The organism is uncultured Aquimonas sp. (assembly GCF_937888285.1).
Taxonomy (GTDB): Bacteria; Pseudomonadota; Gammaproteobacteria; order Xanthomonadales; family Xanthomonadaceae; genus Aquimonas.
This window is the reverse complement of sequence record NZ_CALART010000007.1, coordinates 74,986-96,945: the sequence shown is the minus strand read 5'-3', so window position 1 is coordinate 96,945 and position 21,960 is coordinate 74,986. Positions and strand designations below refer to the sequence as shown.

Genomic DNA, 21,960 nt, shown 5'->3' with positions numbered 1-21,960 from the left:
TCCTCGATGGCTGTCTAACATTCCATCGGGTCCAAGAACCTGGGGGCAAGACACGGCAGCCAGCAGGGATTCCATCAGTTCGATCCGCATTTCCAGCGCATCCTCCGTGTCCTTTCTTCGGCGCGCGTCGGACCAGTCCAGCAGTCGTCGACGAAATCCGGCCGACTCGCTGAACAGGCCCAGCGCATAGGTTTCCCTACCGAGCGAACGCAGGATTCTGACGTGCATCGGGGGCATGACACCCTCGCCATACACGGATTCGGCCATGGCATTGGCCTCACGCAAGGTCTTCAGGGCTGCATCGTGCTGTCCCAGGCGCGATTGGGCTTCGGCCAGTCCGCGCAAATTCATCAGCCCCATTTCACTGTTCTGGGCGTCCTTGGCCTTGAGCTCCCCGTACACGCGGGTGCAGAGTTCCAGCGCCGCAGCCGCGTCGTGGAAGGCCCGGTATTCACAGGCCCTGGCGCTGAGGAGCAGGTGGTTTTCAAGTATCTCAGCGCTATCGGCGCCGCGGGCCGCATCGTCCAACAACACGGCTTGCATAGCCGCATCAGCTTCGGCATACCGCTGTGCCCTGAAGTACGCGGATGCAAGCAGTGCCCTGAGCCCCAGCCTGTCATCCGCTGAAATCTCCGTGGAGTTCTCGGCGATCGACACCATCTCCCGGGCAATCGCGATCATGCTGTCGACATCTTCGCTCATATTGGCGAGATGGGCCCGCGATCTCAGGTGGCCCAGATATTCGTGTCCCGAATCGAAGCCGCGTGCGTGATAGATGGCCCCGCTCCGTTCGAGTCTCGCTTCTGCGTCGGCACGCGCAGCCGCGCCCCGATGACGCAGGGCCACCTGCGCCGATCGATCCAGGGCATGGGCCAGCTCCAGAGCGTCGTGTCCGAACAGATCTTCAGCCGCTGTGATCAAGGCCAGCGCGCCCCCCTCGATCGCTTCGGATCCCCCCAGATCCTGGGTGCTGTTCAACAGCTGCAGCAGCATTTCATACCGTCGCGCTGGCGGCAGCGTGGTGTCTTGCGCGACCAGGTCGATGACGTAGTCGAAATACCCGCGCAGGGTGAGGGTGCTGGCCAACTTTCCCGAGCCCCCGAGGAAAGCTCGCAGCAGCAGGGCATTCGCTTCCTCGGCGGCGCGTGCTTCGGCGGCAGCATGTCGGCTCTGGATGGTCGCGGCGGCAAGCCCCAGACCCAGGCTGACGAGCGCAAGCGCTCCGAAAAGTACCGCCCAGCGATGCTTCGCCACGTGGCGACGCAACGCGTACCAGCGTTCACCCCTGCGCGCGCGCACCGGCTCGCCGTGCAGCCACGCGCGCAGCTCAGCGGCGAACCCCTCGATGCTGTCGTAGCGCTCTTCGGCGCTGTCGCTCAGGGCTCTCTGAAGGATGGCATCCAGATCGCCGCGCAGCGCCTTAGAGAGGTCTGCACGTTCGACATTGGCATGCGCTTTGTCGCTGTCCAGGGCGGCGGTGCTGGCGCGGCGGGTCCGACCGTCCTTGCGCGCGGGCTCGCCGCTCAAGAGCTCGAAAGCCACTGCTGCGACCTGCCAGACATCGGTCGCCGTGGTTGGCCGCTCGCCGCGAAGCTGCTCCGGCGCCGCATAGCGTGGCGTCATGGGCGCCGCGTCCTGGGTCAGGCCCTCCGCCGCATCATCCAGCCCCTTGGCAATGCCGAAATCGATCAGCTTGAGCTGCCCTTCCCTGTCAACGAGCACATTGGAGGGCTTGATGTCGCGATGCAGGATCAGGTTGCGATGGGCGTAACTCACGGCGCTGCACAGATCCAGCACCAGCCCGACGCGGGCCCGCAGGTCTAGCCTGCGCTCGCGACAGTGCTCAAGAAGATCCTCACCCTCAACGAGCTCCATCGCATACCAGAGCTCGCCCTGCTCGCCCTCGCCGCCGTCGACCAGCTGCGCGATGTTCGGATGGCGCAGGCGTGAGACCACGTCGCGTTCGAACAGGAAGCGCTGCCGGCGCGCGGCGTCGACCTGCCACGCTGGAATCCACTTGATGGCGACGCGCTGGGTGAAACCCTCGGCCTCGCGCTGGCCCTCGGCAACGACGCCCATGCCGCCGCGGCCCAGCTCGCGCAGCAGGGTGAAACTGCCCAAGCGGGCCGGGACATCGCTGCCGACCCGCAGCTGCTCCAGGCGTCGCTCAAGGCGCCCGGTGTGCACATGGTGCTGCTCAAGCAGCCGCCTCACCCGTTCAGCCAAGGGCGCTTCCAGGCTGGCGATCTCCAGATCCAGGGCCTCGCGGTCTTCGGTGCCGAGCTCAAGGAGCTGACGGAACAGCACCAGCGCCTGGCGATCAAGATCGAGCTGAGTGTCCACGGTGAGCGGTCTCGTAGTCAGTAAAGGGTCGAAGGATCGCACCTGGCCCTTGGCGTGGCGCGGTCCTTTGGGGCGAATCGCGGGACATCAGCGAAATCGATGCTTGCGCCCGGGAAAAACGCGGGTCGGATTCCGTTTGTATGAATGACCTCTTGTGAGGCTCCGTCAAGCACGACCGCATATCTCCCGGGGCACCTCTCGGGCTTTCCATGCTGAAGAGCAGCGGCGTCGCCGCGTCCTCACTCCCCTGAGGCGCGGCGGCGATTTATCGCCCCGGCGCTATTCGGCGCCCAGCCGGCAAAGCGCAGGCGCACCGGCGGAACCATCAGATGCCGATCAGAGTGATGTGAGCAGGAACGCTCTGGCGGCTTCGAAGTCGCTGTGCGCACTCGACTTGGAACACTCCAGGAGGTCTGCGATTTCCTCATGGCCGAGATCTCCGAACGCCCGCAGCAGGAAGACATCCGCCATTCGTGGACTGACGCTTGTCCAGGCGCTCGATTGCCTGCCGCACCTGGGTCCACTCGGCTTCGGCGTCGATCTCGGCAGATGTGCAGATCGTCGAGTTTCACCCGCTTGAGGAGGCCGCCCTGCTTCTCGGCCTGGCGCTCCAACACCTTGTCGATCAACAGCTGGCGCATCGCAAGCGCGGCGAGCCGGTGCAGGTGCTCGCGGTCGCGTATGCGCGGGTTGGACTCCATGTTTTCCAGGAAGGACTCGTGCACCAGCGCAGTCGTATTCAGCGTGCCGTCGGCGTGGCCTCGCCGAGTACGCCGGGCTCGCGCCTTCAGCTCAGCGTAGACAGCGACCAGCAGCTGCTGCTGGTCCTGCGACTCTTGCGCCAGCTCAGGGACTGCATTGGCGTCCATGGTTTGATCACTCGCGCTGCGAACTCAGGATCCGGGCCAACCCAGCCCGGCCGCGCCGGGTGTGGCGACGAGGTTTTCCACAATGCTAGGCATCGGTATCCAGCACCCACAGCATGCTGTCTGCCGGGCGCGACACCGACGTTCAGCCGTCCAAATCCGACCGCGTGGTCAGGCCTGCCGCACGAGCACCAGCACGCGCTGTCCGCAGACATCGTCCAGCTCCGCGCCAACGCCGCCCCAGCCCGATGCCCTTGCCATGCCTTCGAAATAGTCGGGCGCCACGTCCGCGCGGTGCTCGTCGCCGCTGTAGACACCAGAGCTTGGCCGGTCGTGGAAAGAGGCGATCAGCTTGCCGCCTGGACGCACGACGCGCGCCGCTTCGGCAAGGTAGCGCCTGGCGTCGGCTTCAAACAGATGGGTGAACAGGGAGGCCGCGAATGCAAGATCCAGTGATCCCGTCGCGTAAGGGAACTCGACCTCCGAGCCCCGGTAGCGGCCTTGCGGGTTGTAGCGCTCGCTGTGCACATCGACGTGCAGGAAGCTGAACTTGCCGCGCGCGAGCGGGCTGAGCCAGCGATTGCACCAGGCCGGATAGACCGGCACGACATCGAAGCCGAAGTATTCGGTCACCCACGGGTTCTGCAGCAGGGTGCGTGCTGTCCGACCGCAGCCACAGCCGATATCCAGAATCCTGCTGGGCCCTTCCAGCTGCGAAGCCACCAGCTGACCCCAGGCGTCGCCAACGACCAGGAAGTTCTCGACGCTCTCGGCGCCGACGTGCAGCATCATCCGCGCGTTCGGCAACGGTGCGATGCTGCCCCAGCGCGGGTACAGCTCGTGCGTGCGCTCGGCGTCCTCAAGCGTCGGCATGGCACGGTCATGGAGCCCAAGGACAGGATGATCGAACGACATACGGGAAGCACCTCGAAGCGCGGAAAAGGTGGAAGTGGCGCAGTGTAGAAACGGCATTATGGAACAACGGCTGCGGTTCCGAGCCGGGTCAGCCAACATTGTGGCGTTCACACGGCTTTGTTGGCTCCCAGATCATGAGGTGGTGTGGAGCTGCACCGACCCGCCGCCTCGAAGAACTCTTCGGAAGGGAGTCTCTTCACGCGACGCAGCTCGCTGGACTTGATGACAGGCGAGGTTGCTGTCCACTGGTTCCACCTGGGGCCACATGGATCATGTTCAACCCGGCCTTGATGTATACCTGTCCAGCGCAGGAGCGGGTAGCCTCGGCCGCTGCGCGGTGACCCCTTCGCTGGGCCCACGCATGCACCGGGCAGTACTTCCGTGTTCAATCCTCGAGCTCGCACGCTTGATGCGCACGGCACCGTTGGGCGCTCCAGCCTTGTCCTCATCCAACGACAGCGGCTTCGGCTGTCGCTGGCCAAGCCTACCCGGCAAGTGCGGCGATGGCGCGCTGATAGCGCTCCTGATACTCGGCGTCCTCAGGCTGCAGTGCGATGCCCGCCTCCACGAGAGCCCGCGCCTCGGCCTGGCGGTTGCCTTCGATCAGTACCTCAAGCCACTCGACGCGGATCCGATTGACCCGCGGCCCCGAGGTATCCGGATCGCGAGTGGCGAACAGTCGAATGGCTTCCTGGAATGCGCTCGCGGCCTCGTCCCAGCGCTGCAGGCGCGTGAGTATGCGGGCCCTCGTGAGCTGGATGTGGCGCATGTTCTGCGAGCGCGGGTTGCGGCCCTCGAAGGCCAGGGTGACGGCCTCTGCATGCTGGATGGTCCCCAGGGCCGCGGCAGATTCGCCGAGATTGTTCTGTGCGATCGCCAGCCCCAACAGCGCGGTGGAACCACCCAGGCTTTCCAGCGTGCCGTCGCGATCGATGGAATCCACACGACGACGGCAAATCTGAACGGCATACGGTGTTGCTTGGTTGCTGTGGACGATGCAGGCTTCGGACTCTAGATCTGCCACCACGGCCGCAGGGGCGGACTTGCCCAGTGCATCGAGCTGGATCAGCGCGCCGTCGATGATTTCCTGCGCTTTGTCCCATTGGCCGTCGCTGCGCAGGAACATGGAGTACATCGAGAGATGAAGCTCGTGCGTGCCTGCCGCTTCTTCCGGAAGTCGCCCAGCGAGTTCGGACGCCAAGCGAATCGACTCCAGCGCTGCATCGCCCTTGCCTGCCTGGTTCTCGACCCACGCCCGCGTCACCAGATGATTGAGATAGGCGGAGGATTCCTGCTGGGTCAAGGCATCGTGGATCGTGGCCGACCTTCCTAGCAGGCGCAGCGCTTCATCGGTGTCGCCGGTGCCCACTGCCTTCACTTCAGCCAGCAGGTCGAGCGCTTCGGCTGTTTCCGCCGAAGCCGGCCCGAACAGGGACTCCGCGAGTTCGAGGCCACGGCTTGCGGCCTCAAGTGCAGGCTCCTGGGCGCCAAGATCCAGCCCACGACGCGCGATCTGCGCTGCCAGGGACATCCGATGCAGTGCAGGGAGTTCCAGATTGTCAAGGATCCGAGCGTTCGCTCGCGCCAACAGCACAGGCACGGTCATGGAGTTGCCGTCGCCGCCCTCGTCGGCCTCAGGCAGTTGCAGCAGGATGTCGGACAACAGGGCTACGCTGCGCTCGGCGGCTTCGGCTTGCTGGCGCGTGCGATCGAACGCCGTCCACACCAAGCCCGCGGCCATCACTGCTGCGACGGCTGCGAAACCGAGGCTGAGGCGATGCCGGCGCAGAAATGCACGCGTGCTGTACCAGGTCTCGCCTCGTCTCGCAGACACTGGCAAACCGGTCAGAATCGCCTGCAGATCGTCGCGGAACTCGTCGACGTTGGCGTAGCGATCTTCCGGAGCCGGCCGCAGTGCTCTGGCCAGCACGGCGTCGATATCGCCTCGAAGTGCCTTGCTCAGCTGCAGAGGGCTCAGGCCCAGCGAGGCGGCGTGCGCTTCTGCGCACTCCAGCGCTGCGCTGCTTGCCCGCAGAGCCGCTTCCGAGCCCATGTGCTTGCGCACGGGCATGCCGGTGACAAGTTCGTACGCCAAGGCCGCCAGCTGCCACAGGTCGCTGCGAGTGGTGAGGGTGTCCTGCTTCAGCTGCTCAGGCGATGCATAGCGCAGGGTCATCGGCGCCTGCTCTTCGGTCAGCGTCGTGCTGTGACCGGCGAGCGGCTTGGCGATTCCGAAATCGATCAGGCGCGCCCTGCCGTCCTCCGAGACCAGCACGTTGCTGGGCTTGATGTCCCGATGCAGAACGAGGTTGCGGTGCGCGTGCGCCAGCGCTTCCGCAACCTGGCGGACGAGTTCCAGACGCGAGGAGAGACCCGGACGCTGCGTCAGGCAGTAGGCGTCGATGTGCTGGCCGTGGATGCGCTCCATGGCGTACCAGAGCCCACCCTCGCGAGTCTCGCCCGCATCGATCAGTCGCGAAATGCCAGGGTGCGAAAGTCGCGCCACCACCTGCTGTTCCAACACGAACCGTGCTCGCCGCGACGACTCGAAACACGCCATTGGCAACCACTTCACTGCCGCGTGCAGAACCACCTCGCCCTGCTGTCTGTGGCCCGCGAAGACGGTGCCCATGCCGCCACGGCCCAGGATCTCACCAAGTACGAAGCCGCCCAGATGTGTAGGTGCGCTCGGCGGCAGTGGTTCAAAAAGCCCGGGCAGATCGGCGGGCTGTGCGCGCAGTGCCGTCAGCATGGAGCGAACCCGGGAAGCGACCTGGGGCGCCAGTGAGGTGCTGATCTCACGTTCGATGTCGCCATCCAGAGACGGGTTGGAATCCAGCAGTCGACGTAAGTAGTCGAGCGCGTCGCGTTCAATCTGTGTATCCAAGGCAGGTGCTCTGAAGAGTCAGGCAAAGACAGACGGGCAAGGTTCAACGGTGAATTGCTGGCTTCGAAGCCACAGCGGCGCCCTGCGCGCTGAAATCAGAGGTGCAATGTGCTCAGCAGGTACGCGCGAGCGGCTTCGAAGTCTCGATGTGCGCTGGACTTGGAGCAGTCGAGCAGGGGTGCGATTTCTTCGAACCCCAGATGACCGAACGTCCGCAGAAGGAAGACGTCCGCCATCCTTGGACTGAGCCTGTCCAGTCGCTGGATCGCTTCATACGTGCTGGCCCAATCGAAGCCTGAATCGGCGCTGGGCACCTCGATAGCTTCCAGATCCACCCGCTGCAGATCGCCGCCGCGCTTCTCGGCACCACGCTCCCGGATGTTGTCGATCAGAATCTGTCGCATCGCCAGCGAAGCGAGCCGGTACAGATGCTCCCGATCCCTCACTCCGGGCAGTGCGTCCATGACCTTCAGGAATGATTCGTGGACCAGGGCCGTGGTGTCGAGCGTCGAGTCACCATGGCCAAGACGCATGCGACTGGCCCGAGCCTTGAGTTCAGCGTAGACCGCTTCGAACAGGCCAGATCCCGCGTGTGCGGCGCGCTCATGATCAATGTCGACAGGCTTTGCGGTCATTTCCCGCCCCGAGGGCATGCTCACAACCGCGATGTTACTTCGGTTCGCCACAGCTGCAGTTAGTCCGGTAGGCAACAGGACTCCAGAGGCCCCGCCCACGGCAGACGTGAGACGCAGGCATGTGAGCCCTCGCAACACTACACACCCCGCAACGCATAAGGGACAAAGAAGGCAGCGCGTCCGGAAAGCGATCAGGCTGGCCCCATCCGCAGGCTTTCGATGCCCCCGCGCCACTCGCGCTGTGCCGCCAGCAGTCCGCGCGCTTCCACGTAGCGCAGGATCGCCCGCACGGTAACGACCGGGTAGCGCCCGGACAGCCGGGCGGCGACCGGATGGTCGGTGAACACCAGGTTGTCGGCGAGCAGGCCGCCGGCCACGCGCTTGCTGTAGGCGATGCGCACCTCGTCGGGCGCGAAGCCGCTGGCAAGTGCATGGGCCTGGGCGCTGCGGCGGTCGAGCGCTGCGCCGTAGTCGGCGGCGGCCAGCAGCTCCAGCACCCAGGCGGTGGAGTTCTGCGTGCGGCGGCTGTCGGGGCGCGCGATCAGGTTGTAGCGCGGTTCGTGCAGCGCGTGGATGTGCGGGGACTGCAGCAGGCGCACCAGCCGCTGCGCGAACTGTGGTTCCAGCCAGATGATGCGGGCGTCCTGGCGGTGCAGGTCGTCGGCGAAGAAATTGACGAGCCCTTCCGCGAACAGGGCGGAATCGCCGCGGGCGCAGTGGTTCAGCAGGTGCACCACCGTCCAGCGCCCCTGCGGGTGGTCGCGCAGCACGAAGCCGACGTGGCTGTAGTGCAGGCCGTGCTTCGACAGATCGGTGCCGGCGCGGGCCAGCAGGGCGACCTCGGCATCCGCGGCATCCAGCGCCGCGGCCACGGTCAGCGCGCTCTCGGCCGCGGCCGCCCACTGCTGCGGCGTCAGCGTCGTGGCTTCGCAGCCGCGTCCGGCCTGGGCAGCTGTCGCCATCGCCATGCACAAGGACGCACCGAGCCACAGGCCCCACCAGCGCCAGCGGCTCATCGCCGCAGTTCGCTGCGGTGGATGTGCGGCGCAAGGCTGTCATCGGCGATGAAGGCCACCGCTTCCGAACCCGACCACAGCAGGTGTCCGCCCACCACGGCGCTGGCGTAGAGGCTCATGCCCACTACCACGCCGCTGGCCTTGAGTGCATCCCGACCCAAGGTGAAGCTGAGCCGCGCGCCGTCGGCGGCGCCGAGCAGCACGACTTCGACGCTGCCGCCGACCGGCCGCAGCGCGGCGACGCTGAACTCGCCGCCGGCGCCGAGCAGGTCGACGCTGGCGCCGGGGACGGCGATCAGACTGTCCGACAGGCGTGCCGAAGCGCGGCTGGCTTCGCTCTGGGCCCAGCCGGCAGAGGGCAGGACGGCGCAGGCGAGCGCGAGGCCGAGGCAGAGGTGGCGGCGTGCGTATGCGGGTGTGGTGGACATGGCGGACTCCTCCCTTGGGTGCCCGCAGCCTCGGTGCACTGCCCGGGCCCGTGCAAGAAGAATCCCCCTGGACGCAGGGGAATCGCCCTCGGGTATCGTGATCCGATACCCGATCAGGACAAGCCCATGGCCCTGCGCAGCGAACTCGTGGATGCACTGAAGCGCCTGCTGAAGGCCCAGGGCCTGACCTATGCGGCGCTGGCCGCGCGGCTGGGCTTAAGCGAGCCCACGGTCAAGCGCATGCTGTCGAGGCGCAGCCTCACCCTGGAACGCCTGGAGCAGATCTGCGATGTGCTGCATATCGGCCTGCCGGAGTTGGTCGAGGAAGCCCAGCGCGGCGCGCCCGCGCTGGCCGAACTCAGCGCCGCGCAGGAGCAGGCCCTGGTCGACGATCCCGCCCTTCTGCTCGCCCTGTACCTGGTGCTGAACCGCTGGAGCCAGGCCGAAGTGCTGGCGCGCTACCGCTTCAGCGAGCCGGAGTGGACCCTGCTGCTGACCCGGCTGGATCGCCTCGGCATCATCGAGCTGCAGCCGGGCAACCGCGCCCGCACCCGCACCGCCCGCAACTTCCGCTGGCGACGCGAAGGGCCGATGCAGCGCTTCTTCCAGCAGCGCCTGCTGCCTGACTACTTCGGTCGCGGCTTCGAAGGCGAGCAGGAGCGCCTGCTGCTGCTGAGCGGCATGGTGGCGCCCGCCTCGGCCCTGCTGCTGCAGCGTCGTCTGGAAGAGTTCGCTGCCGAATTCGATCGGCTGATGGCGCAGGACGCCGCCCTGCCCGCGGCGCGCCGCGTCGGCCTGAGCCTGGTGCTGGCGCAGCGGCCCTGGAGCCTCGGGCTGTTCGGACCTCTGCGCCGGGGCAGCGCCGCGGTCGAGCCGGCGCCCCAGTCCGCCTAGGCACAAGCCCACTGCCGCGTTGCAGCAGGCCGCGGAGCCGCTGCTATGCTCGGACTCCACCTTCATTTCACGGGGCGAATCGTCGTGGCGGCAGACCAGCAGCAGACCTGTGTGGCGCACAAGTTCGGAGGCAGCAGCCTCAAGACCGCGGAGCGCATCGCCCATGTGGCCGGTCTGCTGCGAGGTCGAACCGAAGGCCGCCAGATCAGCGTGGTCTCGGCCATGGGCGGCGTCACCGATGCGCTGATCGGCCTGGTGCATGCGGCCAGCCGTGACCCGGCCCAGGCCCAAGCCGAACTGGATGCGCTGGCGGCGCGTCATCGTGAAGCCGCACGCGCCCTGCTCGGCGAGGCTGCGGACGCCGCGCTCGCCCCACTCGAACGCGACTGGGAGGACCTGCACGCCCTGCTGCGCGCGGTCGCCCTGCTGGGCCATCCGGCCGGCGACCTGCTGGAGTACGTGCAGGGCCTGGGCGAGGTGTGGTCGGCGCAGCTGCTGGCCGCGCGCCTGCGCGCCGAAGGCGAGGCGGTGGACTGGCTGGATGCGCGCGCGGTGCTGGTCATCAGCCCCTCGGCACTCGGTGCCGTGGTCGACTGGGCCGAATCCGGCAGGCGCCTGGCCGCCTGGCGCGCCAGCCATACCGCGCCGCGGGTGGTGGTTACCGGCTTCGTCGCGCGTGATACCGATGGCCGCATCACGACCCTGGGCCGCAACGGCAGCGACTACTCCGGCGCGATCTTCGCGCGTCTGTTCGCAGCGGCCGAGCTGCACATCTGGACCGATGTCGACGGCGTGCTCAGCGCCGATCCCCGGCTGGTACCCGAGGCCATCCTGCTGCCGCGCATGAGCTATGACGAAGCCTTCGAGCTGGCCTACTTCGGCGCCAAGGTGGTGCATCCGCGCACCATGGGGCCGGTGCTCGAAGCCGGCATTCCGGTGTGGGTACGCAACACCTTCAATCCCGACTGCCCGGGCACGCGCATCGGCCCCGAGCACGAGGACGGCGCCGGCCCGGTCAAGGGCCTGACCATCGCCCGCGAGATGGCCCTGGTCGAAGTGGAAGGCACCGGCATGATCGGCGTGCCCGGCACCGCCGAGCGCGTGTTCGGCGCCCTGCGCGATGCCGGCGTGTCGGTGGTGATGATCGCCCAGGCCAGCTCCGAGCATTCGATCTGCTGCGTCGTGCGTGAGGCCGATGCGGCGCGCGCGGCCGAAGTGCTGCGGCGTGCCTTCGCGCGCGAACTCGACGCTGGTCTGCTGCAGGCGGTCGACGTCGAGCGCGGCATCGCCGTGCTGGCGGCGGTGGGCGACGGCATGAGCGGCCACACCGGCATCGCCGCGCGTCTGTTCTCCGAGCTGGCCCGCGCCGAGGTGAACGTGCGTGCCATCGCCCAGGGCGGCACCGAACGCAACATCTCGGTGGCGGTGCGCGATGCCGACGCGGCCCGTGCGTTGCGAGCGGTACATGCGGGCTTCTACCTGTCGCCGCAGACCGTGAGCATCGGTGTGATCGGCCCCGGCAATGTCGGCGCCACCCTGCTCGACCAGCTGGCCGCCGTCGCACCGAAGCTGCGCGAGCAGAACAATCTCGACCTGCGCGTGCGCGCGATCGCCGGCAGCCAGCGCTGGCTGCATTCGGACAGCGGGCTTGAGCTGGCCGACTGGCGCGCGCAGTACGCCGCCAGCAGCGAGCACTTCGACTTCGAACACTTCACCCAGCACGTGCGCGCGCCGCACCTGCCGCATGCGCTGATCATCGACTGCAGCGCCAGCGCCACCGTCGCCGCCCACTATCCGCGCTGGCTGGCGGCGGGCATCCACATCATCACGCCGAACAAGCAGGCGGGCGCCGCGCCGCTGGAGCTGTATCGCCGAGTCAGGGAAGCGGCCCGCCACGGCCACTGGCGCTACGAGGCCACGGTCGGCGCCGGCTTGCCGGTCATCTCGACCCTGCGCGACCTGCTCGACACCGGCGACGAAGTGCATGCGATCGACGGCATCCTGTCGGGCACCCTGTCCTACCTGTTCAACGCCTACGACGGCAGCCGGCCCTTCTCCGAGCTGCTGCTGGAGGCGCGCCAGCTCGGCTATACCGAGCCCGATCCGCGCGACGACCTGTCCGGGCTCGACGTGGCCCGCAAGCTGGTAATCCTGTCGCGCGAATGGGGCCACGAGATCGAGCTGGCCGATGTCGATCTGGTCGGGCTGGTGCCGCCCGAGCTTAGCGAGATCGACCGCGAGGAATTCCTCGCCCGCGCCGCCGAGCTCGATGCGCCGATGCTGGAACGCCTGCAGGCGGCGCAGGCGCGCGGCTGCGTGCTGCGCTTTGTCGCCCACGTCGATGCACACTCGGCGACGGTCGGTCTGGTCGAGCTGCCGCGTGATCACGCCTTCGCGCATCTGAAGCCTACCGACAACATCATCCAGTTCAGCACCGCCCGCTACAGCGGCAACCCGCTGATCGTGCAGGGCCCGGGCGCCGGACCCGAGGTCACTGCCGCCGGCGTGTTTGCCGACCTGCTGCGGGTGGCGCAGGGTCTGGGGACGCGCCTGTGAGTCGACGCAGCGCGCGGGCCTTCGCGCCCGCCAGCATCGGCAATGTCGGCGTCGGCTTCGACCTGCTAGGCCTGGTGATCGAAGGCGCTGGCGATACCGTCACGGTCGCGCGCAGCGTCGAGCCCGGCGTGCGCATCCGCGCGATCCGCGGTTCCGAGGTCGCCCTGCCCACCGAGCCCGAGCACAACACCGCCGGCCGCGCCCTGCTGTCGCTGCTGGAGCGCGCGCAGCCCGGCTTCGGCCTTGACGTCGAGATCGACAAAGGCATCGCCTACGGCTCGGGCATGGGCGGCTCGGCAGCCTCTGCGGTGGCTGCGGTGGTCGCGGCCAATGCGCTGCTGGAATCACCGCTCGATGTCGACGCGCTCTACGCCTGCGCCCTCGACGGCGAAGCCGTGGCCAGCGGCGGCCGCCACGGCGACAACGTCGCACCCATGCTGCTCGGCGGCCTCGTGCTCACGGTCGGCGACGCGCCGCCGCTGAAGCTGCCGACGCCGGCCGGCGTCTACTCGGTACTCGTGCATCCGGACTGCGTGCTGGAAACCCGCCGTGCGCGCGCTGCACTCGCCACGCCCTACGCGCTGCACGAGTTCGTGACCCAGAACGGCCACCTCGCGCGCTTCATCGCAGGCCTGTACCGTAACGATCTCGACCTGATCCGCGCGGGCCTGCGCGACGAACTGGTCGAGCCGCGTCGCGCCGCGCTGATCCCAGGCTTCGAAGACGTCAAGCAGGCCGCAGTCGCGGCCGATGCGCTCGGCGCCAGCATCTCGGGTGCGGGCCCCAGTGTGTTCGCCTGGTGCCTCGGGCGCGCGGCCGCCGAGCGCGCGGGGGCCGCCATGCGTGCGGCCTTCGCCGCCCATGATCTCGACAGCCAGATCTACATCTCACCGCTGGACGCGCCGGGCGCGCGCCTGCTGGAGGACTGAGCATGCGTTTCATCTCCACCCGCGGCGGCGGCGCGCCGCAGACGCTCTCGAACGCGCTTGCGCTTGGCCTGGCCGAGGACGGCGGACTGTTCGTGCCGGAAACGTTTCCCACGCTGGCTGCACTGCCACCCGCCGGGCTGAGCCTTGCCGAGACCGCCAGCGCGCTGATCGCGCCCTTCTTCGCGGGTGACGCACTCGAAGCCGAGCTGCCGGCGATCTGCGCCGAGGCGCTGGATTTTGCGGTGCCGGTAGTGGCGACGAAGGATCCCCGCACCGAGGTGCTGGAGCTGTTCCACGGCCCCACGGCCGCCTTCAAGGACGTGGGTGCACGCTTTCTCGCCGCCTGCTTCGCGCGCCTGCCGCGTGGGTTGAGCGCGCAGCCGCTGACCATCCTGGTCGCCACCTCGGGCGACACCGGTGGTGCGGTGGCCGCGGCCTTCCATGGTCGGCCGGGCTTCCGCGTGGTGGTGCTGTATCCGGACGGACGCGTCAGCCCGCGCCAGGCGCACCAGCTGAGCTGCTTCGGCGACAACATCCACACCTACCGCGTGCAGGGCAGCTTCGACGACTGCCAACGCATGGTGAAGGCGGCGTTCTCCGATCCCGCGCTGCGCGCGGCGATTCCGCTGTCGTCCGCCAACAGCATCAGCCTCGGCCGTCTGCTGCCGCAGATGAGCTACTACGCGCACTCGGCGCTGGCGCATCAGGCCCGGTACAGCGAGCCCGCGCACTACGTGATTCCCACCGGCAACCTTGGCAATGCGCTGGCCTGCCTGTGGGCGCGGCGGCTGGGCCTGCCGATCGACGAGGTGCTGCTGGCCACCAATGCCAACCGGGTGCTGCCGGACTTCATCGACAGCGGCGACTACCGGCCCGGCCCGAGTGTGTCGACGCTGGCGAATGCGATGGACGTGGGCGCGCCCAGCAATCTGGAGCGCTTGCGCCACTGGCTGCCGGAGATCGATACGCTGCGTGCGCACGTGGGTGCGCAGTCGATCGACGACGTCCGTCTGTCGGCGGTGATGCGCGAGGCCGAAGCCCGCTACGGCCACACCCTCTGCCCGCACACCGCCGCGGCCTTCGCGGTGATCGAGGACCGCCGCGCGGCTGGCGACGAGGGCCGCTTCATCGCGGTGGCCACGGCACACCCGGCCAAGTTCGAGAGTGTGGTCGAGCCCCTGGTCGGCCATGCTGTGCCGGTGCCGCCGGCGCTCGCAGCCCTGCTGGCGCGACCGGCGCAGGCGCAGCCGCTGGCGGCGGAAGATGACGCGCTCAAGGCGGTGTTGAAGGGCATGGCACACGCCTGATGCGGGCGCAGGTGCCGGGACCTGTTCGGGCGGTTGTGCCCTGCGGCCGTCATAGGGTGGGCCCTGGCCCACCATGAGGTCCACGCTCGCCTCGGCCTTGCTTCGTCGCTTCGTCCTTGGAAGCGAAGAGCAAGAGCTTTCGGTCAGCCCTTCGGGCCGTCCGCCCCTGCGACCGTCATAGGGTGGGCCCTGGCCCACCATGAGCTCCACGCTCGCCTCGGTTTTGTTTCGTCGCTTCGTGTTTGGAGGCGAAGAGCAAGAGCTTTCGGTCAGCCCTGCGGGCTGCCCGACCCTGCGACCGTCATAGGGTGGGCCCTGGCCCACCATGAGCTTCACTCTCGCCTCGGTTTTGTTTCGTCGCTTCGTGTTTGGAGGCGAAGAGCAAGAGCTTTCGGTCAGCCCTGCGGGCTGCCCGACCTACTTCTCTTTGCGTGGCCAAAGAGAAGTAGGCAAGAGAAAGGCCACCCCTCGTCCGCGCCCTTCGCGCCTCCGTGCGCGAAGGGTTCGCGTGAGTCCGTGGGTGTTCGTGGACAGGCCGTCCCTGGCCTGTCACGAACATCGGCCGCATCCCTGCGGCCGCCCCTGCGGGCTGATCCACGAACTCCCGCCGCTCCCCAGGGGCCCCGTGGAAGAGCGCGGGCTCCTGCCCGCAGGAGCGCAGAGCCAAAGCCAAAGCCAAAGCCGAAGCCGGCCAGGGGGCACGCATCCCTTGACGTCACCTCACGCATTTCCAATCGCGGTGCTTTCCGTTTGGATCAAACCGTCCGACGCAGAACGACTGAACCAGCGGCACATACCGTGACCAGAAGAAAGAGCAGGGCTTGCGATGAGGCCGTAGGAATCTCGATGGGCTGCGTTGAGGGTGGTGGACTGCCAGTCCGGATCTCCACGCTCACCCTGTTGTTGGAAGGATCAGGGTCTTCCGTCAACGGCGCGAACCCGAACCTCACCCTCTGAACCGCGGGCGATTCGGGAAAGGTCCGCAGCCCAACGATGCATGTCGCCGATTCGGAGGGAGCAAGCATGCGCTCCATGAAGATGGACACCACGACGGTGGAAAGCTGGCCTGGCGGCGCCACGAACACCGTAGCGCGCACTGTGCACGGCGGGGTTTCATCCAGTTGCAGGAGCTCAAAGTTGCGGCTCCCCACATTCGGGGTGAAAGCCGCACCGACGCCCACGCTGCCAATCGTTGTGTCAGGGCCTAGATTGGTGGCGGTCAGATGCACTCGCGCAATGGCGCCCGGGGGCACGATCGGCCCACCGGGCAGCCACACCTCGCCCTTGATGTCTGCAGACGTTTGCGCTCCCGCCGACGCGGTCAGCAGTACACCGAGCGCTGCTCCCATCGCCCAAGACTTTGTCATGGGATCCACGGGGCCAGAAGGCCAGGTCGAAGAGGAGCTGGACCAGCGCAACAGTCATCAAGCCCATCCTGACCTTGACCAGCGGGTGCGCCCACCAACGCGCGCGGCAGCGCTGAGTTCTTCAGCGTTGCCACAGACCCTCAGCCCGCCGCCCCCAGACACCGCGCAAAGAACGCCTCGGTCACCCGGAACCGGTGCAGGGCATCCTTCTTCTGCAGGCCGTGGCGGGCGCCTGGATACGTCATCAGCTCGAAGGGCTGGCCGCGGGCCTGCAGTTCGGACATCAACCGCGTGCTGTTCACGAACAGCACGTTGTCGTCGGCCATGCCGTGCAGCAGCAGCAGCGGCTTGGTCAGCCCATCGAGATGGGTGAATACCGAGGCTTGCCTGTAGCCCTCCGGATTGCGCTGGGGCAGGTCCATGTAGCGTTCGGTGTAATGGGTGTCGTACAGGGCCCAGTCGGTGACGGGGGCACCGGCCGCGCCGCAGGCGTAGTCCTCGCCGGCGCGGGCCAGCAGCATCAAGGTCATGTAGCCGCCGTTGGACCAGCCGTAGACGCCGATGCGCTCGCCGTCGACGAAGTCCAGTCCGCGCAGGAAGGCGACGCCGCGGCGCTGGTCGTCGACTTCCACCGTGCCCTGTTTGCCGTACAGCGCGCCGCCGAACCCGGCTCCGCGGCGCGGGGTGCCGCGGTTGTCCAGCGAGAACACCACATAGCCCTGCTGGGCCAGGTACTGGTTGTAGTCGACCTGCCAGGTGCGCTTCACCGTCTGCGCGGCCGGGCCGCCGTAGACCAGCACCACCGCCGGGTAGCGGGTGTCAGGATCGAAGCCGGCCGGCTTGATCAGGCTGTAGTGCAGCTCGGTTTCGCCGTCCGCTGCCAACAGCGTGCCGAACTCCATCGGCAGATGGGCGGCCAGATACGGCGCATAGGGATGTTCGGCGTCGAGCGCGTTGTCGATCAAGGCAGCGATGCGCTCGCCCGAGGCGCGGTAGAGCTCCATCTGCGGCGGCGTGCTCGGGCTGTTCCAGCTGTCGACGTAGACGCTGGCGTTGTCGGCGAACTTGACCTCATGCCAGGCGCCGGCGGCGGTCAGGCGCTTGGGTTCGCCGCCGGCGAGTGGTAGCGCATAGGCGTGCTTCTCCAGCGCGGAATCGAGGGTGCCGCTGAAGTAGACACGGCCGGCGTCCTCATCCAGGCCCAGCACGTCCTCGACGATCCACTCGCCGCGGGTGAGCGGCGTCAGCGCGCCGCTGGCGAGGTCGCCGAGGTAGAGGTGCTCGAAGCCCGAGCGCTCGCTGCTCCACAGGAAGCGCTGGCCGTCTTTCAGGAAGCGCAGGTTGTGGTGCAGCGGCACCCAGGTGTCGGATGTTTCGGTCAGCAGTACGCGCTGCTGGCCGCTGTCCAGATCGTGCAGTACCAGATCGAGCCGGCGCTGGTCGCGCGACTGGCGCTGGAAGCTGAGCAGGCGCGGTGTCGCCCAGTTGACGCGGGTCAGGTAGATGTCGCGTTCGGGGCCGAGATCGATGTCGACCGGCTTGGGCGCCTGCATGCGGTCCTGCAGCATCACCGTGCGCGGACCTTCGGCGGTGTCGATGCGGCCCGGCACGGCCTTGGGCGGCGCCAGTGCTGCTTCCAGGTTCACCACATGCAGGCTGATGCTCACGTTCGCCTCGCCGGCGGCGGGATAGCGCTGCTGCACGATGGTGCTGCGGTCGGCGTGGATCTCGAAGCGCTCGCGGATCGGCACCGGGGTTTCGTCGATGCGCGCGTAGGCGATGGCCGAGTCGTCCGGCGCCCACCAGTAGCCGGTGTGGCGGTCCATCTCCTCGTCAGCGACGAACTCGGCGACGCCGTTGCCGATCACCTCGCTGCCGTCCGAGGTCAGACGATGGCTGCGGCCATCGGCGAGATCGATCACCCACAGGTCGCGGCCGCGGATGAAGCTGACGTAGCCGCCTTTGGGCGAGACCTTGGGGTCGGTGGCGAAGCCTTCCCCGTTCGTCAGTTTGCGCACCTGCGCACCAGGCTCGGCGCCGAGGTCGTACAGGTAGAGCTCGCCGCCCAGCGGGAACAGCAGGCGGCGACCGTCCGGCGCCCAGTGGTAATCGACGATGCCGGTCAGGCCGACGATGCGCTGGCGCTCGCGGCGGGCCTTTTCCTCATCCGACAGCACTTCATTGGGCACGAGCGCCTGCGAATCGACCAGGCGGCGGGTCTCGCCGGATTCGATGTGGTACTCCCACAGATCGAGGCGGAAGCGGTCCTCGTCGCGGCTCTTCAGAAAGGTCACGCGGGCGCCGTCAGGGGCGATCTTCGGCTGCATCAGCGAGGGCCCGGACAGCGGCTGCTCACCGGTCAGGGCTTCGAGGGTCAGCGGCTGCGCGGCGGCGGCAAGGGCGGAGGTCAGGCTCATGATCAGACCGAACAGGAACGGGGGGCGCAGCCGAAGGGCGGCGATTGAGCGACACAGGCGGACGGCGACGGCAGTCTGGCGGAGGGTGGCGCGCGGCATGGTTCACCGGTGGGGGGTCGACGGCGGAACCCGGATGGGAACCGAGGCGGGCGGCGGGTGCAAGGGCCAGTCGCCGCGGGCGCTCGGGGCGTGGCGTCTGGCGGCGCCGAATTCCGTCAGAATCTGACGCCGCCACCGGTCTGGCTGACACCGCTGGCACCGCAACTCGCACCCTGGATGCCGCCGTGACAGTATGTGAGCTACGGCACATTTATTGCCTGTCGGCTTCAACGGCTGTGGCGCCTGGATGACAGGACACGAGCTCGGCAGCATGCCCGCGGCGGTGCGGGCGCCCAAGGATTTCCTCCGCGCATGAATTCACCGATCGGCTTGCAAGGCCCAGGTTCCTCCCCTACGCCCGCGCTGCGCCATCGCCGGGCGGAGCTCGCGCCATGTTGAAGTCCGGCTTCGCCGATGCCGGTGCGAGCGTGCGGCTGTCCCAGCGCGCCCTGCCGCGGCGCGTGCGCCAGCTGCTCGAGGGCGTGCTCAAGTTCGCATCCGACGAACTCGAGCGCGGCCTGAAGCTCACCCTGGATGAAACCGAGCAGCAGCTGTTCAAGCTTGCCGACCAGGCGCGCAGTGGCGACATCCAGGCCTCCTGCTTCGAGGCCCTGCGCGAGATCAAGCGCGGACGCGCCGACGTCGTGCCGCGTTTCCTGATCGCGCTCGAAGGCGCACTGGCAACGCTCAAGGATCCTCCTGAGCAGAGCCCGCTGGCTTCGGGTGACACGCGCATGGCCTTCGGCGAGCTCAGCCTGGTGGCCGATGTCGAACTCGAGCAGAACATGTTGCTTGGCGAGATCGCCAGCCGCGGCGAGGTGCGCCACAGCCTGCCCCTGTTCCTGCTGGGCCAGCGCTTCGGCGTGATCGCCGGGCGGCCGGCCTTCGAAGCCGAGCGCCTGCCGGTCGGGCCGCGCGCGCTGTGCGGCTTCCTGCGCTCGGCGGTGGCCACGCTCGACCTCAACAACGAATACCGTCTGCTGATCTACCGTCAGTTCGAGCGTCAGGTCATGGGCCTGATCGGCTCGCTCTACGAAGCGCTCAACAGCTTCCTGGCGCGCGAGCGGGTGCTGCCCAATCTGTCCTTCGCGCCCAATCGCAAGGCGGCCGCGCCGCGCAGTGCGAACGAAGCGCCCGCCGCCGACAAGCCGGCGGTTGAGAAGACTGCGCCCGAGCCGAAGGCGCCGGGCGAGCGCGCTCCGGGTGCGGCGGCGGCCCAGATGCCCCAGCGACCCGCCCCGGGACGCAGCCCGCCGATGCCGCAGGGCCGTGGCGAGGCTCCACCAGGCGCGGCGGGCTTCCAGCCTGACACCGTGCCCTATCGCGACCCCAGCGAGCCCGGCCTGGGCGCCGGCTATGCGCCGCCCGCGCCCGGTTTCAGCGGGCCGCGGCCCTATACCGCCTGGCCGGGCACGGCCAGCCCCGAGCCCATGGACATGGGCGGCGAACATGCGGCCGCTGAGACCGGCGCCGCGGACGTGCGCATGTTCGACATGCTGCGCGACTTGCTGGCGGGTCGGCGCGCGCTGCTTGGAAAGCTCGGCGGTGCCCAGGCGAAGCCGCCGCCGAATGCACACGTGGCCTCGCGCGACGACGTGCAGGCGGTGCTGTCCCTGCTGCAGGCGCGCGAGCCCGCGCCTGTGCTGGTGGAAGGCAAGCCTGCCCCGCGCACGCTGACCCATCTCAAGCAGGACCTGCTGGCACAGCTGCGCCAGGTGACGCCACCCGGCATGAGCCCCTCGCTGGGCGCCGAGGAGTCGGACGTCATCGAACTGATGACCCTGCTGTACGAGCACATCCTGCGCGACATCAAGCAGTCGAGCCCGGTCGCCGACCTGCTGACCAAGCTGCAGGTGCCGATGCTGCGGGTGGCGCTGGCGGACAAGGGCTTCTTCACCCGTCGCCAGCATCCCGCGCGGCAGATGCTGAACGTGGTTGCCGAGACCGGCACCAGCTGGCTGCTGGATCCCGAGGAGGCCGATCGCGGCCTGCTGGAGAAGATCAGCGTGGTGGTCGACAAGGCCACCCACGACTACATGGGCGACTCGGCCGTGTTCGAGAGCCTGGTCGGCGATCTGCAGCAGCAGATGCAGACGCTGGCGCGCAAGGCCGAGGTCGCCGAGCGCCGCCACGTCGAGGCCGCCCGCGGCAAGGAGAAGCTCGAGCTGGCGCGGATCAACGCCGAGCAGGCGATCCACCAGCGCCTGCAGGGCCGCCGCGTGCCGCGCTTCCTGTCGACCCTGCTGCAGCAGGCCTGGTCGGACGTGCTGGCGCTGTCGCTGCTGCGCGGCGGCGAGGACTCGCCGCTGTACCGGCAGCAGCTCGACATCGCCGAGCAGCTGATCCAGATCGGCAGCGGCCAGTCGGTGCCGCCGGCGGTGCTTGCGCAGCTGCGCGAGGACATCGAGCGTGCCCTGGTCAAGGTCGGCTATCACGATGGCGACGCCGCCGCGATCACAGGCCGTCTGCTCGCCAGCGAAGATGAGCCCGAGCCCGAAGGCGAGGGCAACAGCCGCACCGAACTGGCGATGAAGCTGAAGTCGCGGGTGCGGCTGGGGCAGACCAGTGAAACCGCCGAAGCCACGCCGGCAGCACCCGCCCCGGCGCCGCTCAGCGAGGCCGAGCGCGCGCAGTTCGAGCGCATCCGCCACCTGCCCTTCGGCACCTGGTTCGAGTTCCCCGAAGGAGAGGGCGGCAGCGTGCGCCGGCGCATGTCCTGGTTCAGCACGGTCACCGGCAATGCGCTGTTCGTGAACCATCGCGGCCAGCGCGCGGCCGAACACAGCCTCGAATGGCTGGCGCGCGAACTGCACGCAGGGCGGGTCAAGGTGGTGATGGCCGAGCAGGGCACCGTCATCGACCGCGCCTGGCAGTCGATCATGGGCGCGCTCAAGAGCTTCTCGCAGCGCGCCCCGGCAGGAGCCACCCCATGAACGAATCACGCCGCGCCAAGCGCAAGCAGGCCCGCGAGGCCATCGAAGTGTTCGACAGCATGACCGAGCTCAGCGTCGGCCGGATCGGCAATCTGTCGGAGACCGGCATGATGCTGATGGCCTCGGCGCCGCTGATGGAGGACGCGCTGTTCCAGTTCCGGTTCACCCTCGGCAGCGCGCAGCTGCGTCAGCGCACGCTGGAGGTCGGCGTGCACCAGCTGTGGTCCGAACCCAGCCATGTGCCGGGCCAGTACTGGTCGGGCTTCCGCTTCGTCGACATCGCGCCCGAGGACGCCACCCACCTGCACGCCTGGGTGGAAGCGCCAGGCTCGCAGTACGACTAGCCAAGCTCTGGCTGTCCGCGCTTC

General features: G+C 68.1%; 16 protein-coding genes. 7 read left to right on the top strand and 9 right to left on the bottom strand.

Going from position 1 to position 21,960, the window contains the following annotated elements:
- The coding region (locus Q0654_RS01425) for a serine/threonine-protein kinase (protein ID WP_298849741.1) at positions 1–2,187 on the bottom strand (2,187 nt) is incomplete at its 3' end.
- On the opposite strand from Q0654_RS01425, the gene Q0654_RS01420 reads away from it, so the two are divergent.
- Entirely contained in the window at positions 2,188–2,367 is a 180-nt protein-coding gene (locus Q0654_RS01420) for a hypothetical protein (RefSeq protein WP_298849738.1), read from the top strand.
- A 215-nt stretch (positions 2,368–2,582) separates the two neighbouring features.
- Here the strand turns inward: Q0654_RS01420 and Q0654_RS01415 are convergent, their stop codons facing one another.
- The 6 genes from Q0654_RS01415 to Q0654_RS01390 all read right to left on the bottom strand — a co-directional run bounded on the left by Q0654_RS01415 (position 2,583) and on the right by Q0654_RS01390 (position 9,090).
- Positions 2,583–3,212, bottom strand: coding sequence for an ECF-type sigma factor (locus Q0654_RS01415; protein WP_298849736.1), 630 nt, complete (start codon positions 3,210–3,212; stop codon positions 2,583–2,585).
- Between the two features lie 168 nt (positions 3,213–3,380).
- Positions 3,381–4,082 (bottom strand): class I SAM-dependent methyltransferase, encoded by a 702-nt coding sequence (locus Q0654_RS01410; protein ID WP_298849734.1) that lies wholly within the window; start codon positions 4,080–4,082, stop codon positions 3,381–3,383.
- 526 nt (positions 4,083–4,608) lie between these two features.
- A complete protein-coding gene (locus Q0654_RS01405; RefSeq protein ID WP_298849732.1) occupies positions 4,609–7,011 on the bottom strand; it encodes a serine/threonine-protein kinase in 2,403 nt (800 codons plus the stop codon).
- Between the two features lie 95 nt (positions 7,012–7,106).
- Complete coding sequence (locus tag Q0654_RS01400) at positions 7,107–7,646, bottom strand: ECF-type sigma factor (RefSeq protein ID WP_298849730.1); 540 nt, start codon at positions 7,644–7,646, stop codon at positions 7,107–7,109.
- Between the two features lie 191 nt (positions 7,647–7,837).
- Positions 7,838–8,662: a DUF2145 domain-containing protein gene (locus tag Q0654_RS01395; RefSeq protein ID WP_298849728.1), complete on the bottom strand. Its 825-nt coding sequence runs from the start codon at positions 8,660–8,662 to the stop codon at positions 7,838–7,840.
- Entirely contained in the window at positions 8,659–9,090 is a 432-nt protein-coding gene (locus Q0654_RS01390) for a hypothetical protein (protein ID WP_298849726.1), read from the bottom strand. Before Q0654_RS01390 ends, Q0654_RS01395 begins: the two co-directional genes overlap by 4 nt.
- A 126-nt stretch (positions 9,091–9,216) precedes the next feature.
- Here Q0654_RS01390 and Q0654_RS01385 point away from each other — a divergent pair, with 126 nt between their 5' ends.
- From Q0654_RS01385 to thrC, 4 genes are read left to right on the top strand one after another with little or no spacing between them, the layout of a single operon-like run.
- Positions 9,217–9,984 (top strand): helix-turn-helix transcriptional regulator, encoded by a 768-nt coding sequence (locus Q0654_RS01385; protein WP_298849724.1) that lies wholly within the window; start codon positions 9,217–9,219, stop codon positions 9,982–9,984.
- 45 nt (positions 9,985–10,029) lie between these two features.
- Complete coding sequence (thrA, locus tag Q0654_RS01380; RefSeq protein WP_298849722.1) at positions 10,030–12,540, top strand: bifunctional aspartate kinase/homoserine dehydrogenase I; 2,511 nt, start codon at positions 10,030–10,032, stop codon at positions 12,538–12,540.
- Positions 12,537–13,469, top strand: a complete 933-nt coding sequence (locus Q0654_RS01375) for a homoserine kinase (RefSeq protein WP_298849720.1) — start codon at positions 12,537–12,539, stop codon at positions 13,467–13,469. Before thrA ends, Q0654_RS01375 begins: the two co-directional genes overlap by 4 nt.
- 2 nt (positions 13,470–13,471) lie before the next feature.
- Positions 13,472–14,776 (top strand): threonine synthase, encoded by a 1,305-nt coding sequence (thrC, locus tag Q0654_RS01370; protein ID WP_298849718.1) that lies wholly within the window; start codon positions 13,472–13,474, stop codon positions 14,774–14,776.
- Positions 14,777–15,531: 755 nt separating this feature from the next.
- Here the strand turns inward: thrC and Q0654_RS01365 are convergent.
- Both Q0654_RS01365 and Q0654_RS01360 read right to left on the bottom strand, forming a co-directional pair.
- Entirely contained in the window at positions 15,532–16,143 is a 612-nt protein-coding gene (locus Q0654_RS01365; protein ID WP_298849716.1) for a hypothetical protein, read from the bottom strand.
- 140 nt (positions 16,144–16,283) lie between these two features.
- Positions 16,284–18,560: a DPP IV N-terminal domain-containing protein gene (locus tag Q0654_RS01360; RefSeq protein WP_298849714.1), complete on the bottom strand. Its 2,277-nt coding sequence runs from the start codon at positions 18,558–18,560 to the stop codon at positions 16,284–16,286.
- 491 nt (positions 18,561–19,051) lie between these two features.
- On the opposite strand from Q0654_RS01360, the gene Q0654_RS01355 reads away from it, so the two are divergent.
- Both Q0654_RS01355 and Q0654_RS01350 read left to right on the top strand, forming a co-directional pair.
- On the top strand, positions 19,052–21,592 hold the full coding sequence (locus tag Q0654_RS01355) for a DUF1631 domain-containing protein (RefSeq protein WP_298849712.1): 2,541 nt from the start codon (positions 19,052–19,054) through the stop codon (positions 21,590–21,592).
- Positions 21,589–21,936 (top strand): PilZ domain-containing protein, encoded by a 348-nt coding sequence (locus tag Q0654_RS01350; protein WP_298849711.1) that lies wholly within the window; start codon positions 21,589–21,591, stop codon positions 21,934–21,936. The genes Q0654_RS01355 and Q0654_RS01350 overlap by 4 nt, the downstream gene beginning before the upstream one ends.
- The last annotated feature ends 24 nt before the right edge of the window (positions 21,937–21,960 follow it).

What these genes read in the sequence shown, in the direction of transcription:
- Q0654_RS01420 (WP_298849738.1), top strand. Translation starts at nt 2,188, where the DNA reads ATGGTGCTGCTCAAGCAGCCGCCTCACCCGTTCAGCCAAGGGCGCTTC.
- Q0654_RS01415 (WP_298849736.1), bottom strand. Translation starts at nt 3,212, where the DNA reads ATGGACGCCAATGCAGTCCCTGAGCTGGCGCAAGAGTCGCAGGACCAG.
- Q0654_RS01410 (WP_298849734.1), bottom strand. Translation starts at nt 4,082, where the DNA reads ATGCCGACGCTTGAGGACGCCGAGCGCACGCACGAGCTGTACCCGCGC.
- Q0654_RS01400 (WP_298849730.1), bottom strand. Translation starts at nt 7,646, where the DNA reads ATGACCGCAAAGCCTGTCGACATTGATCATGAGCGCGCCGCACACGCG.
- Q0654_RS01395 (WP_298849728.1), bottom strand. Translation starts at nt 8,662, where the DNA reads ATGAGCCGCTGGCGCTGGTGGGGCCTGTGGCTCGGTGCGTCCTTGTGC.
- Q0654_RS01390 (WP_298849726.1), bottom strand. Translation starts at nt 9,090, where the DNA reads ATGTCCACCACACCCGCATACGCACGCCGCCACCTCTGCCTCGGCCTC.
- Q0654_RS01385 (WP_298849724.1), top strand. Translation starts at nt 9,217, where the DNA reads ATGGCCCTGCGCAGCGAACTCGTGGATGCACTGAAGCGCCTGCTGAAG.
- thrA (WP_298849722.1), top strand. Translation starts at nt 10,030, where the DNA reads ATGCTCGGACTCCACCTTCATTTCACGGGGCGAATCGTCGTGGCGGCA.
- thrC (WP_298849718.1), top strand. Translation starts at nt 13,472, where the DNA reads ATGCGTTTCATCTCCACCCGCGGCGGCGGCGCGCCGCAGACGCTCTCG.
- Q0654_RS01365 (WP_298849716.1), bottom strand. Translation starts at nt 16,143, where the DNA reads ATGACAAAGTCTTGGGCGATGGGAGCAGCGCTCGGTGTACTGCTGACC.
- Q0654_RS01360 (WP_298849714.1), bottom strand. Translation starts at nt 18,560, where the DNA reads ATGAGCCTGACCTCCGCCCTTGCCGCCGCCGCGCAGCCGCTGACCCTC.
- Q0654_RS01355 (WP_298849712.1), top strand. Translation starts at nt 19,052, where the DNA reads ATGTTGAAGTCCGGCTTCGCCGATGCCGGTGCGAGCGTGCGGCTGTCC.
- Q0654_RS01350 (WP_298849711.1), top strand. Translation starts at nt 21,589, where the DNA reads ATGAACGAATCACGCCGCGCCAAGCGCAAGCAGGCCCGCGAGGCCATC.